At 61.8% G+C, this 13,767-nt stretch carries 12 protein-coding genes; 5 read left to right on the top strand and 7 right to left on the bottom strand.

Annotated features, from left to right (window positions below; genetic code table 11):
• Positions 1-36: 36 nt before the first annotated feature.
• From cyoB to ACTJKM_RS23015, 4 genes are read left to right on the top strand one after another with little or no spacing between them, the layout of a single operon-like run.
• Positions 37-2,040: a cytochrome o ubiquinol oxidase subunit I gene (cyoB, locus tag ACTJKM_RS23030; protein ID WP_058326969.1), complete on the top strand. Its 2,004-nt coding sequence runs from the start codon at positions 37-39 to the stop codon at positions 2,038-2,040.
• A gap of 4 nt (positions 2,041-2,044) precedes the next feature.
• The gene (gene cyoC / locus ACTJKM_RS23025) at positions 2,045-2,665 is read left to right on the top strand and encodes a cytochrome o ubiquinol oxidase subunit III (RefSeq protein WP_110879162.1); all 621 of its coding nucleotides are present in this window, start codon (positions 2,045-2,047) and stop codon (positions 2,663-2,665) included.
• A complete protein-coding gene (gene cyoD, locus ACTJKM_RS23020) occupies positions 2,662-3,063 on the top strand; it encodes a cytochrome o ubiquinol oxidase subunit IV (RefSeq protein ID WP_057249586.1) in 402 nt (133 codons plus the stop codon). The genes cyoC and cyoD overlap by 4 nt, the downstream gene beginning before the upstream one ends.
• Before the next feature lie 27 nt (positions 3,064-3,090).
• Positions 3,091-3,840 carry an SURF1 family protein gene (locus tag ACTJKM_RS23015; protein WP_440661012.1) on the top strand — a complete coding sequence of 250 codons (750 nt, stop codon included), beginning with the start codon at positions 3,091-3,093 and terminating at the stop codon, positions 3,838-3,840.
• Positions 3,841-4,325: 485 nt separating this feature from the next.
• Here ACTJKM_RS23015 and ACTJKM_RS23010 read toward each other — a convergent pair whose 3' ends face one another.
• From ACTJKM_RS23010 to ric, 6 genes are all read right to left on the bottom strand, one after another.
• Positions 4,326-4,808, bottom strand: coding sequence for a GlcG/HbpS family heme-binding protein (locus ACTJKM_RS23010; protein WP_057249716.1), 483 nt, complete (start codon positions 4,806-4,808; stop codon positions 4,326-4,328).
• Between the two features lie 87 nt (positions 4,809-4,895).
• Complete coding sequence (locus ACTJKM_RS23005) at positions 4,896-5,504, bottom strand: response regulator transcription factor (protein WP_440661011.1); 609 nt, start codon at positions 5,502-5,504, stop codon at positions 4,896-4,898.
• Positions 5,501-7,042, bottom strand: coding sequence for a sensor histidine kinase (locus tag ACTJKM_RS23000; protein WP_440661010.1), 1,542 nt, complete (start codon positions 7,040-7,042; stop codon positions 5,501-5,503). The genes ACTJKM_RS23005 and ACTJKM_RS23000 overlap by 4 nt, the downstream gene beginning before the upstream one ends.
• Before the next feature lie 375 nt (positions 7,043-7,417).
• A complete protein-coding gene (locus tag ACTJKM_RS22995; RefSeq protein ID WP_440661009.1) occupies positions 7,418-9,739 on the bottom strand; it encodes a PBP1A family penicillin-binding protein in 2,322 nt (773 codons plus the stop codon).
• Between the two features lie 158 nt (positions 9,740-9,897).
• Positions 9,898-11,088 carry an NnrS family protein gene (locus ACTJKM_RS22990; RefSeq protein WP_440661081.1) on the bottom strand — a complete coding sequence of 397 codons (1,191 nt, stop codon included), beginning with the start codon at positions 11,086-11,088 and terminating at the stop codon, positions 9,898-9,900.
• On the bottom strand, positions 11,088-11,759 hold the full coding sequence (ric, locus tag ACTJKM_RS22985) for an iron-sulfur cluster repair di-iron protein (RefSeq protein WP_440661007.1): 672 nt from the start codon (positions 11,757-11,759) through the stop codon (positions 11,088-11,090). The genes ACTJKM_RS22990 and ric overlap by 1 nt, the downstream gene beginning before the upstream one ends.
• Before the next feature lie 543 nt (positions 11,760-12,302).
• Here ric and ACTJKM_RS22980 point away from each other — a divergent pair.
• Positions 12,303-12,560, top strand: coding sequence for a DUF6894 family protein (locus tag ACTJKM_RS22980; protein WP_141679501.1), 258 nt, complete (start codon positions 12,303-12,305; stop codon positions 12,558-12,560).
• A 69-nt stretch (positions 12,561-12,629) separates the two neighbouring features.
• Here ACTJKM_RS22980 and ACTJKM_RS22975 read toward each other — a convergent pair whose 3' ends face one another.
• The gene (locus ACTJKM_RS22975; RefSeq protein WP_440639546.1) at positions 12,630-13,751 is read right to left on the bottom strand and encodes an HPP family protein; all 1,122 of its coding nucleotides are present in this window, start codon (positions 13,749-13,751) and stop codon (positions 12,630-12,632) included.
• Positions 13,752-13,767 lie beyond the last annotated feature (16 nt).

Genomic DNA, 13,767 nt, shown 5'->3' with positions numbered 1-13,767 from the left:
CCTTTGGGCCGCAATTCGAGACATATTGGAAGACCCATGTTTGGTGACACCAGCCTCACGCAATTCATCTTCGGGCGACTTACCTGGGAAGCGATCCCCTATCATGAACCCATCCTCGTCGTGACCTTCGCGGTCGTGGCGGTGGTCGGTCTCGCGATCCTCGGCCTGATCACGAAATACAAGCTCTGGGGCTATCTCTGGCACGAGTGGTTCACGAGCGTCGATCACAAGAAGATCGGCATCATGTATATTGTCCTGGCGATCATCATGCTTTTGCGCGGCTTTGCCGATGCGCTGATGATGCGCCTGCAGCAGGCGATCGCCTTCAACGGCAATGAGGGCTACCTCAACCCACATCACTACGACCAGATCTTCACCGCCCACGGCGTGATCATGATCTTCTTCGTGGCGATGCCCTTCGTCACCGGCTTTATGAACTATGTCGTGCCGCTGCAGATCGGCGCACGCGACGTCTCCTTCCCCTTCCTCAACAACTTCTCGTTCTGGATGACCGCCGGCGGCGCCGTCATCATCATGATGTCGCTGTTCGTGGGCGAGTTCGCGCGCACCGGCTGGCTTGCCTATCCGCCGCTCTCGGGCGCCGACTACAGTCCCGGCGTCGGGGTCGACTATTACATTTGGGGGCTACAGGTGGCCGGCGTCGGCACGACGTTATCGGGCATCAACCTGATCGCGACCATCGTGAAGATGCGCGCTCCGGGCATGACCTTCATGAAGATGCCGGTCTTTACCTGGACCTCGCTCTGCACCAACATCCTGATTGTCGCGACCTTCCCGATCCTGACGGCGACGCTCGCGCTCCTGTCGCTTGACCGCTACCTCGGCATGAACTTCTTCACCAATGACCTTGGTGGCAATCCGATGATGTACATCAACCTCATCTGGATCTGGGGCCACCCGGAGGTCTACATCCTTGTGCTTCCGGCCTTTGGCATCTTCTCCGAGGTTGTTGCGACCTTCTGCGGCAAGCGTCTCTTCGGCTACGCCTCGATGGTCTACGCCACCTGCGTGATCATGATCCTGTCGTACCTGGTGTGGCTTCACCACTTCTTCACGATGGGGTCTGGCGCGTCGGTCAACGCCTTCTTCGGCATCACCACGATGATCATCTCGATCCCGACGGGTGCCAAGATGTTCAACTGGCTCTTCACCATGTATCGCGGCCGCATCCGCTACGAATTGCCGATGCTGTGGACAATCGGTTTCATGGTCACTTTCGTCATCGGCGGTATGACCGGCGTCATGCTGGCGATCCCGCCAGCCGACTTCGTGCTGCACAACTCGCTGTTCCTCATCGCCCACTTCCACAACGTCATCATCGGCGGCGTGCTGTTTGGGCTGATGGCCGGGCTCGTCTACTGGTGGCCAAAGGCCTTCGGCTACAAGCTCGATCCGTTCTGGGGCAAGATGAGCTTCTGGTTCTGGCAGATCGGCTTCTTCTTCGCCTTCATGCCGCTCTATGTGCTTGGCCTGATGGGTGTGACCCGCCGCGTCAGCCAGTTCGAAGATCCGTCGCTGCAGATCTGGTTCATCGTCGCCGCTTTCGGCGCCGTCCTGATCGCAATCGGCATCGCTTCCTTCATCATGCAGCTGATCGTCAGCTTTCTCCGCCGCGAGCAACTGCGCGAGACGTCCGGTGACGCCTGGGATGCCAGAACGCTTGAATGGTCGACCTCGTCGCCGCCGCCGGACTACAACTTCGCCTTCACCCCGGTCGTGCATGACCACGACAGCTGGTACGATATGAAGAACCGCGGCTATGAGCGTCCGCTCACCGGTTTCAAACCGATCCATATGCCGAAGAACACCGGCACGGGCGTCATTCTCGCCGGCATCAGCGTCGTGCTTGGTCTCGCGCTGATCTGGTACATCTGGTGGCTGGTGGCCGTGTCCTTCATTGCCCTGCTTGCCGTCGCAATCGGCCATACCTTCAACTATCAGCGAGATTTCTTCATCCCCGCAGAGACTGTAGCGGCGACTGAAGATGCACGCTCCAAGCTGCTCGAGGAACGGACCTGAGACGATGAGCGAAACCCAAGTCCAAGAAAACGAGAAGCCGCAGTTCTACATCACGGAAGAGCATCACCCGGAACACAGCACCATGCTGGGCTTCTGGCTCTACCTGATGAGCGACTGCCTGATCTTCGCCGTACTGTTTGCCACGCACGGTGTCGTCGGGCGCAACTATGCGGCGGGACCGTCACCGGCCGACCTGTTCGACCTTAGCCTCGTTGCCTTCAACACGGCGATGCTGCTTTTGTCGTCGATCACCTATGGCTTTGCAATGCTCCAGATGGAGCGCAACGCCAAGATGGAGACGCTCTTCTGGCTCGGCGTCACCGGCGTGTTCGGCGCAACCTTCCTGGCTGTGGAGCTCTATGAGTTCTATCACCTGCTTCACGAAGGCGCCGGCCCGACACGTTCGGCCTTCCTGTCGTCGTTCTTCACGCTGGTCGGCACGCACGGCCTGCACGTCACGTTCGGCATCATCTGGCTGATCACGCTGATGGTGCAGGTCAGCAAACATGGGCTGATCCCGGAAAACCGTCGCCGTTTGATGTGCCTGTCGATGTTCTGGCACTTCCTCGACGTCATCTGGATCGGCGTCTTCTCCTTCGTCTATCTCTTGGGAGCTCTCGGATGAGCGCACATTCCGACCACGAAAGCGCGTTCGAACCTCACCACGCGCACAGCCATCACGGCGATGCCGCCGGTCACGGTTCGTTCAAGAGCTACATGACGGGCTTCATCCTGTCGGTGATCCTGACGGCTATCCCGTTCTGGCTGGTCATGGGCGGCGTGCTGGACAGCAAGCTTTTGACCGCCGTCATCGTCATGGGCATCGGCGTCGTCCAGATCGTCGTGCACGTCATCTACTTCCTGCACATGAACGCCCGTTCCGAAGGGGGCTGGACGCTGATGGCGCTGATCTTCACGATCGTCATCGTCGGTATCGCGCTCGCAGGTTCGCTCTGGGTCATGCATCATCTCAACACCAATATGATGCCGATGACCCATGAGATGATGAAGAACATGCCCTGAGCGCGGGACGGGCAGGCGGATACGACGATGATCACCGACGACAAGGCGACGGGCAGGGTCCGCGTATCCTCCCGCGCCCGCCTGATGATGACGGGTGCCTTGCTCTTCCTCGTTGCGGTGTTCCTGACGCTCGGTACCTGGCAGGTGCAACGGCTCTATTGGAAGCTCGATCTCATCGCTCGGGTAGAGGCGCGTGTCGGGGCGCCCGCGGTGTCGGCGCCAGCACAATCCGATTGGGGTGCCGTCAATCGGGAAAAGGACGAATACCGGCGCGTCACCGCGACCGGTACCTTCAGTCACGACCAAACCGCGCTGGTACAGGCTGTGACGGAGCTTGGCGCTGGATTTTGGGTCTTGACGCCGATCCGGCTTGAGGATGGCTCAACCGTGCTGATCAACCGTGGCTTCGTGCCGGCCGATCGCCGCGATGTTGCCGCACGCGGTGAGGGTGAGCTCGACGGAACCGTTACGGTAACCGGGCTTCTGCGCATCACCGAACCCGGCGGCGCCTTCCTGCGGTCCAATGATCCGGCAAGCGATCGATGGTTTTCGCGAGACGTCGCCGCGATCGCCGCCGCGAAGGGCCTGCACAATGTCGCGCCTTACTTTATCGATGCGGATGCAAAACCCAATCCCGGTGGACTGCCGATCGGCGGCCTCACGATCGTCCGCTTTCGCAACAGCCACCTGGTCTATGCGCTGACGTGGTTCGCACTCGCAACGATGAGCGCCGCAGGTGCGTATCTCGTCTACCGCCGGCGGATCAAAGCAGACTGAGAGCGCTGGGAATGCTCGGTTCCGGCTGGGACGGTTGATTCCGCTCATCTACGACAGTATTCCGCTCGCCCGAGTTCAACGAAACAGGGCGCTCGACCCGTGTTCCGGGGAGCGCCCTGTTCGGACCCGGAGTGCCGTCATTGAATGCTGATAGCATCGCTGATAACAAGCTCTCGAAACGGGTGATGTCCCTTAAATGGAGTGGGCGGCCGCAATTTCAAGAGACCAGTGCGGGGCCGGTTTCGAGTAGGCTTCAGATGATGGCCGGCGCAGCGGAGCATTTGTCGCCGAGGGTCCGCAATGACCTTGCCCGAGGCGTGAGATCCGGTCGATATCCGTCGGCAACATGAAGCCCACGCAGGACTGACGGCCAGTGCACGCAGGCGCTTCGGCCCTGCGATAGTTTCGGTTGGATAGGTTCCGAAGCGCAGAACCTCCAATCGAAAGTGGCCCTCTTGGGAGGGCCACTTCTGATGTCCAGCGGATTACTTGGCGCCGATTGCCTGAAGGCCGGCAGTGGCGCAGTTAGCGTCGATATCACCCGACGGCGCACCGCCTACGCCGATGCCGCCAACCAGGGCCTTGCCGAACTTGATCGGCACGCCGCCAGCCTGGATCACCATCCGGGCATCCATGTCGCGAAGACCTTCATTCGCCGGCTTGGAGGCGATGAACTCGCCGAGGCCAGCCGTGTCGCGGCCCATGGCAGCGGACGTGAAGGCCTTGCCCTGCGCGCTGTTACCGGTGTGCGGACCGGAATTGTCGGCTTTCAGCAGCACCTTGGTTGCGCCATCGCGACCAACCACGGCAACGCTGACATTGTGGCCTTCCGCGGCGCAAGCCTTCACTGCGGCTTCGGCAGCCTTGACGGCCATGTCAAGCGGCAGGTAGGCCGCGGTCGGCAGTTCCTGCGCCGTGGCGGCGACGGGAGCGAGAAGCGCGGCTGCGAGCACGATATTGCGGATCATCATAGGTTCCTTTCCTGTTGATATGGAAAGGTTATCCCGCCTCGGCTGTCGCCGGTATTCGTAGACCTTGCGAGAGCATCCGTAGTTCTACGGAGTTTTCGTTCCGTCGAGCCAGATGCGCGTCATTTCCGCCTGCGACGTGCTGCCGAGCTTGGCACCGATTGCGGCGCGGTGGCTTTCGACAGTGCGCGGCGAAAGGCCGAGACCTTCGGCGATCTGGCGGGTGGTGAAACCCGCAGCGATACGCTCGAGAACTTCGCGCTCGCGCTGCGTGAGCATCGCCAGCAAAGCGAGCGTCTCTGCCTTCTCGGCATGCACGCGCATGGTGCGCTCCAGCAGTTCGTGGCCCTTGTGGATCGCATCGATCAAGTCCTGCTCGTCCACCGGCTTCGAGAGAAAATCGATTGCGCCATTACGGAAGGCACGGCGGCAGGCCTCGATATCACCATGACCGGAGATAACGATTGTCGGCCAGTCTACCCCATGTTCCACCAGTCTCTCCTGCAGCTTCAGCCCGGAGATGGCGGGCATGCGGATATCGAGTACCAGGCAGCCGGGGGTAAGGCGAGAAACCTGAGACAGAAAGGCTTGCGGATCAGAAAATCCCGTGACCTTGATGCCGACCGTCGAGAGTAACAGGCTGAGCGCGCGACGCACCGCATCGTCATCGTCAACGAGATAGACGGGGAGGGTCATCGCATCGGCTCCTCGGTTCGGCGCGTACGGGGCAGCGTCACCCTGAAGGTGGCACCGTGGTCACTCTCGACCAGGGCGATTTCGCCGCCGGCGCGTTCCACCAGTCGCTGGCTCAGCGCCAGACCGAGCCCGGTGCCGCCGGCGCGGGTCGTCACGAACGGCGTGAACAGCCGTGGGCGAAGTGTTTCCGGAACGCCGGGGCCGTTGTCGGCGACCTCGAAGACCACCGTGGTATCGTTCGCGCTCAAGGTAACGGTCACGCGTCCTGTATCGCCCGGCTGTTGAGCCAATGCCTCAAAGGCGTTGCGGACCAGATTGAATGCGACCTGTTCGATCTCGACCGGATCGGCAACGACCGAAACCGATGTATCTGGAACCTGAAAATCAAGCTGAATTCCGCGCGATATCGCGTCCGGTTCAAGTAGCGCTTCAACATTTGCGAGCGCCTGACGCAGATCGAAGGCAGCAACGGGCGCGGCATGGGGTTGCGACCAGTTGCGGAACCGTTCCAATATGGCGGATGCCCGGCGCGCTTGGCTTATGGTGTCCTCCAGTACCGGAGCAAGCGCTGCGTCTTGCCCTTGACTGAGCAGCCTTCGCCCGGCCTGTGCTTGCGCCAGGATTGCAGTCAGCGGCTGGGTCAGTTCATGCGCCATGCCGCTCGCCATTTCGCCAAGCGCGTTGACGCGCGACGCGTGCGTGAGGCGCGATTCGAGCGCACTGAGCGTTGCCTGCTGTTCTGCAGCGCGCGTGCGCGCACGCTGGCGCAATGCAGCCAACCCTGCGAGGTAGGCAAGGCTCACCACCAGAAGCGTCAAGCCGGTCTGTACGGGTGGGAACATGTCCGCGAACCCGATCTCCATGCCTGTTTCCAGCACCAACGGCTGCGATGCGCTGCTCAGCGCCTTCGAAAAGCGGATTGCCTCGGGCAGGGCGGCCGGCTGGAGCAGGAGGTGTCCGTCCGGCAAAGATAACCGCACCGCGACCCCCGGGCGAGACCAGAATGGCCCGCCGTCTCCGATCAACTTCGCTGCGTTGATACCGAGCATCAATCCATAGCGTGCCTCGTCGCTGTTTGGGCTACGCTTCACCATGATGTAGTGATCGGGGCGTTGCGGACGGGGCAGCAGGGCGATGCGCCCGTCCGAAGCTCTGGCAGTTGTCCGGATGAGCTCGGCGGTCTTGGGGTCGAGTGGATCGCTCCCGACGGTCTTCGCATTTGGATCCAGGGGGACGAGCTGAACCTCGTCGATCCGCGGATAGAAGCGCGCAATCGTGCGGGCGACCTCGAGGAACAGGTCGTGCCTGCGCCCTTCGGAGGCGACGGCAACGGCCGACAGCGCGGTCAGGTGCGCATCGTGCTGATCGGCCCGCTGGGAGGCCAGGCTATGGAGGAGCGTGCTCTCTTGCTCAAGTTCGGCAACCAGCGCCTGCCGTTCCCAGCCCGCCAGTATGCCTCCACCGACAAGCAGGAGGAGGCACCAAAGGACGACCAGATAGAAGGGGCGTTCGAAGATCGAGCGATTGCTGTGCATCATCGGTTCGGCGGTCTTGTTGTTATGCGCTGCCTTCTGCAGAGAGCGGTCGCAGCTCAGGCGCGATCGTGTTCGCCTCGATCATCTCGCCGGTGAAATGCGCGCTGTCAATCCATCGAGCTGCAAGCATTGCCCAGGCATCGATGCAACAGCAAGCTTCGCACCGACTGCAAATCCATGCAGTGCGCCGTCTCGATCGACGCACCCGCGCGGCTGTCGCTGCCCCCTTACCGACCTCTACCCGTCCACTATTATAGTCGTCCGAGCCAAATTCGATCCCGCGCCGCAATGTCCTCCAACACAGCGCCGCCACGCTCTCCGCATGTAGTGATCGAAGGAGACTGATGATGCGTCGCTGGCACTCCGCTCAGGCGAGGCTCATTTTTCGCAGAGCCGCCGTCCGCCGTAGTAGGGCTGATAGGTGCAATCCGAAGGGCGGAAGGAACGATAGCTGCGGGAGCAGGCCGTGATGTTGCAGGACTGCGGTGCGGCGGGGCTTTCGACAAGCGCTCCTGCCGCAGGCGCCGCCATCGCTTCCCGCATGAAGTCGCGCCAAATATGCGCTGGCAAGGCGCCGCCCGTGACCCCCTTCATCGGCGTGTCGTCGTCATTGCCAACCCATACGCCAGCGACAAGTGGCTCCGTGAAGCCGACGAACCAGGCATCGCGATTGTTTTGGCTGGTGCCGGTCTTGCCGGCCGCGAACGCACCGGGAGCGGCCCCGCGTCCGGTTCCGCGCTCGACCACCAACTGCAAAAGGCCAACGAGATCCGGTTGGTAGGTGGAGAGATCAATGGTCGGCGCGGCCTGTGAGCCGACACGAAACGCCTCCGGCTGTCCGGCCGCCTGAAAATCAATGATACCCCAAGGCTCGACGGGCGCCTTGCCGAGATGGACAGAGGCATAGGCGCTGGTGAGGTCAAGCAGACTGACCTCCGAAGTGCCGAGGGCCAAGGAAGGTGTATTGGCCAGCGGCGCGTTTATGCCGAGCTCGCGCGCAGCGGCGATCACATTGTCGAGCCCGACCTCCTGGGCAAGCGCCACAGTCGGCGCATTCAGCGAGCGGGCAAAGGCCTCGGCAAGCGTGACCCAGCCGCGATAGCGGCCGCCGGAATTCTCGGGCGACCAACCGTTAATGTCGATCGGCGCATCCAGGACCTGGTCGGACAGGGTGAACCCGGCCTTCAGGGCCGCATAGTAGACGAACAGCTTGAAGGTGGAACCCGGTTGCCGCAGGGCGGTCACCGCGCGATTGAATTGGCTTTGCTTATAGTCGCGACCGCCGACCATGGCGACGACCGCTCCGTCGGGCGTCATCGCAACCAACGCGGCCTGGGATACTCCGGCCCGCTTTCCTTCCGTATCCAGCGCGTTTGCCAGAACCCTTTCGGCGATCCGCTGCAGCTGTGGGGACAGTGTCGTGCGCACCGTGGTCGAACCCGGAGATGCGCCGGCGATTTCGCTCGCCTGCGGCGAGATCCAGTCGGCGAACCAGCTGCCGGATCGTGGCGTCGGCGTCGTCGGGTGGAGCGTGGCGAAGCTCGCCTTGACTTGTGCAGCCTCGGGTGCGGTGATCTTGCCATTGGCTACCATCGTGTCGAGGACGACCGATGTGCGTTGGCGCGCACCTTCAAAATTGTCGATCGGATTCCACTGGCTCGGCGCCCGCAACAAGCCAGCCAGCATCGCCGATTCTGGCAGGTTGAGTGCGCCGATGTCCTTGTTGAAATAGATCCTTGCGGCTGCGGGCATTCCGGTCGCGCCGGCGCCGAGATAGGCGCTGTTGAGGTAGCGCGTCAGTATTTCCTGCTTGCCGAGCTTCCACTCCAGCCACAGGGCGATCACGAACTCCTGGACCTTTCGTTTTATTGTTCGGTCGCTGTCGAGATATTGCAGCTTGATGAGCTGTTGGGTGATGGTGCTGCCGCCCTCGACCACCGAGCCAGCTTCGAAGTTCCGCACGAGCGCCCGTCCGATCCCTCTGACATCGATGCCGAAATGGTCCATGAACCGGCGGTCCTCGATTGACAGCACGGCATCAATCAGCCGCGGCGGGAATTGGTCGTACTGTGCGTAGGGTCCCTGATAGGGGCCTTGTCTGACCAGCGGTCCTCCGTCCGCCGTTTCCAGCACCACGACAGGCTTCAAAGTTCCGTCCCTGATCTCACTCCAGGGAACATCCTTCAGCGCCCACACGAGTACAGTACCGGGAATAAGGAGGCAGGCGAGGAGGACCAGGCCGATGGCAACCTTCCACCAGCTTGGCCTGACGAAGGTGCGTGCGCGATCTTCGGAGGGCTTCTTACGCAGCGCACCCAGCCGGTTCCCGAACTTCACCAGAGCAGCCACGAACCACCCACGGGGATCGTCGGCAGTTGATGCGGCTTCGTCTGCATTCGAAGGGCTGAATTTCATTTTCAGGTAGGAAGCCGCATGCTTGGTCTTCGCGCGGATCAAGGTTGCACCCACCTTCAAGTCGTGGCCGAGCGCAACCAACAGATGGCGAGCTGCCTGTCCGCTTTGGCCGAAGAGTGTCGGGGAGGGGGTGGCTTGCGTGGATTGATCCGGCCCGTCGGATGGGTTTGAAGCGCCCGTCTGGAGCACGACATGCTCGACAGTCGATTCCGAGCTTTCCGGGCGATCGGCACCCTTGCTGGAGGTGTTTGCAATCTGGGTTGAGGTCTTGGGAGGGCGTGGCATCGGCTACCGCTAAATGGATCTTCCGGAAGATAGCGCGACCTTGTGACCTGACAATGTTCATGATGCAATGTGCAATTGGCCGGCAGGAAGGTGTTTCCGGCAACAGAACTCGTTCTCGCGGCGGTGCAAATGGCGGGTCCGAAAGGACCGCGCAAAGCCTATCGTTCGGGTCCGGTCAGCGGTGCTAGCGCCCTGTCAGCGCTCAGGACTGGTCTCGGAACAGGCCCTCTTAGCGCCGGTAGATAGGCAAGAAGGAACAGCCCCCATGCCAACATCCAGCATGCGGCCGCGGTGACGACGGGATTAAAATACGCGCTACCGAACCATTCGGCCAGAATGCGAATCATTGCGGCGAGGCAGATAAGAGCGAAAGCACATGCCATCTTCCCATTGAGCACGAGTACGCCTTCGTTGCGTGCCATCGCAGCACGCATCATGAGGGCCGCCATCATTGTTCCCATTGCCCCCATGGTCGCCGCATGCACGGCGGTCGCGGGTAACATCTGGTCTGGAAACATGGTGGCGAAGCCAATGAGCAGGAGAGCCCCCGGCGTCCAGGAAAAAGCAAGATGCAGCATGAAGAGCGCCGGGTAGCACCGGGTTTTCAGGCCTTGCCAGCCGCTCATTCGTAACACGAGCGCCAAACCGGACAGTACGAGGAAAATGCCCTCTGCGTTCGTTTGCTTGGTAGCATTGAGGCAGGCGGCCGCAACTATGCCGCCGATCGCCAGGCAGGAAAGCCCGGGCTGGTCCCGAACGAGACCTGCCTCACCAGTTCGTCCGAGCCAGGAGCGTGTGAAAGCGGGCACGGCACGGCCGCCGATCAGGGTGATCAGGGCGAGGAAGATCCGCGGCACTGCATCTGCGGCGAGATCGCTTGCCTCTCCGTCAAGCCACAGCGGGCTGAGCACGCCAATAAGCGCCACGGCGAACGGTGCCCAGAAGCGGCGTCCCGCTCTGCCCGATACACCCCCCTGGGCGAGAACGACCGCGAGAAAGGCGAAGTAGGCTGACATCCCGACTGCGGCAGCAACGACCGGGAGGTGCGCCGAAAGAGCCGTCGTCAGGCGGGCCACGCACCAGAGAACGGTCGCGAGCACGGTGACCTCAGCTGAGACCGGGCCTTTCTTTGTCCACGCGGGCAGGGCGGTCAACAGGTAGCCTCCTGCCGCCGCACCGGCCATGCCGAAGAGAAGCTCATGGCTATGCCAGGCGGCTCTGTCCGGTCCAATACCATCGGGCAGAAACCAGACCGCAGGCGCGACAAGCGCCCATAGACCCGCCAGAAAGAACAGGGGTCGGTGCGGGGCCTGCCAGATCGATGTCCACGGCTTTGGCGCCGCGATCATCAAATCGTCTGGAGGCCGGCCTCGAAGCGCGGAAACAGCACGGCATTTTCGAGATGCATGTGTGTGACGAGGTCCTCGGTGAGCTTACGCAACCCTGTATAGAGTGCTGTCCACGAACCGCAGGCGCCGTCCGGCAAGGTTAGTCCGTGGGTGACATGCACGATCGTTCGCAGATGCTCCACCTCGTCGTCGTGCTCGCGCCGCATCTGGGCGATCGGAGAGGAAATCGTCGCGCCATCACCGCGCTGCATCATCGGGAACAGCACGAGCTCTTCCTTCATCATGTGGCTTTCGAGCTCGTCGCGCAGCGCCTCCAGGGCTTGGGAAAGCCCGACAGGGGCCGACGGATGGCCGCCGTGTACCCGTTCCACCTTCTGAGCAAGCGGAATCAACCATGCGAGCTCAGCACGGTGCGTTTGGTGGTACCTGTGGAGGAGGTGAGCGATGAGATCGGCGGTCTCCTCCGGGGCATCTCGACTTGCCGAACGCTTGAGTGTTTCCAGTTCTGTCAGCAATGCCGAAGGGGCGATACCGGCCTTGAGCGCGGCTTCCGACAACAACATCTTGCCGCCGCAACAGAAGCTGATGCCGTAACGGCGGAAGAGTTCCGCGGCCCCCGGCAATTCGGCTGCGATCGTTGCGACTGTGCTTTCGAGGCTGAGATCGGTCATCATCTGTTCCTTGTTGGATGCTTGCAGACGGATTCCGAGCAGCGCTCGGACGCATCGAGTCGTCTGGGGTTGAGGCAATGTGTATCGGCCCCTCCGGCGCCGGGGACTTCCGGGCTGCCGAGCGGCGCAGAGAGCATCCTTGACTAGGCGAGGTGAGGATCTTCGTCTTTGTGCCTGCGCAAACGCCAGAACCGCGCGTGCGTCTCGTCTTCGACCTACCGGTTCCTCTTAGGTGCGGGGCGTCGTCCGCCCAGGGATCGACTTCGACCGCGAGCCGTTTCTTGATCGGTCATTATGTCCCGAGTCAGGTCAGCGTCAGACGCATCCGCGAGGTCGACAACGCCGATCCCACTTTGTCCGTCGAGCACGGTGAAGCTGGCGATGCTTAACGTAGAGTAAATGTCACGCTCGGGTCACGCGACAAGGAGACGATGTCGCGATAGGTTGCAGGGTCATTTCAAACCCTGCAATGCCGTTCATAGCGCCTTCGGTGCCTTCAGCAAGGCCAGCGCCGACGCGGCATCCCGTATGGAGTGGAATATCATGCGCCGCTATCTGTTCAATATCTATGCAGCAGGCGTCGTCAGCCGCGACGAAGTTGGCCGGAAATACCCATCAGATGGACCCGCAGTTGCCTATGGTCAAAGGATTGTCGATGAACTGACCAAGGACGACGACTATTGCGACGCCGTCATCGATGTGGTTACGGCGTCAGGGCGTCTGGTTGCGCGACTGATATCGAGCGAAACACCGCTCGTGCATCACGTGAGGCAACCGACGCGACAGATTTCGCTGCACTGAGCCTGCTGATTTCGCCAATCCGTCGACGGGCACAGCGGATTGATCCGGGTGGACAACCGAAGGCAAGTCCTATGCAGCCTGTTCGCGAGCTGAGTTGTGATCGAACAACGTCCGCGCTGCTGCCGCCAGCAGATCCGTTTGCGAGATCAGTCCCAGCACATGATGGTCGTCATCGACGATGATGACCGCGTGAATTATTCCGCTGGTAAGCGCCGGAAGCAAGCTCATCGCCCGGTCGTCCTGGCGCGCGACCACTGGTGTAGCAACGTTGCTGCCGACAGTGGCACCGGGCTCGGTCAGCTCCCTCAGTCCGACTGTACCGACAAGCCGCTCGTTTCCATCCTTTACGGGGATGGTCCGGATATTGTGTCTGAGAAGCAACGAGCGCGCGGCCTCGCTGCTGTCGTCTTGATGGACGCAGATGACGTCGCGCGACATGATATCCCGGCACAGGATGTGGGGTGTCGCCCGAATTGCCGCCTGCAATTCCACCTGGCGCAGCACCCGATCAAGATCCTCCCGGCTGATGTCAAACGTTTCATCCAGCGCCTCGAGCGCGGCATCGACATCCGCACCGGTGAAGCCGACCCGGCGACTGGCGGGCGGATCAATGGTCGCGTGCGTATTTGCGGGCGGAGCGACGACGTGCGGGTAGTTGCGTCTCGCCAGCTTGTGAAACAGGATCCCGAGAGCCACCAGCAGGCACGAGTTGAGCGCGACGGGCACCAGCGGGAACAGGAGACCCCAGCTCGCCACGACAGGGCCGCCAAGCACTGCGGTCAACGCAGCGGCGCCGCCGGGCGGATGCAAGCAGCGCGTAAATGACATCGCCGCGATCGCGATCCCCACGGCAATACCGGTTGCGATCAGCGGATCCGGCACGAACATAGCTGACAGAACCCCCACGAAGGCGGAGATCGTGTTGCCGCCGACGATCGACCACGGCTGGGCAAGCGGGCTTGTGGGAACCGCAAACAGCAGAACCGCGGATGCGCCCATCGGCGCCACGATCAACGGAAGGCTGGGACCGCCACCAAAGATACTGCCGCTGATCATACCGGTCAGGAGGATACCAACCAGCGCTCCGAGACACGCAATCAGGCGCTCCCTCAACGTCGCACCCGCCAGGATCGGCGCGAAGAAACGACGGCCCGGCGGTTGCGAGGGCGTCTGGTTGGGCGAATTGGTCATGCAGTCACCTGTAAAT

The organism is Ensifer sp. 22460 (assembly GCF_052044935.1).
Taxonomy (GTDB): domain Bacteria; phylum Pseudomonadota; class Alphaproteobacteria; order Rhizobiales; family Rhizobiaceae; genus Ensifer.
This window is presented reverse-complemented; position numbering and strand designations above follow the sequence as displayed.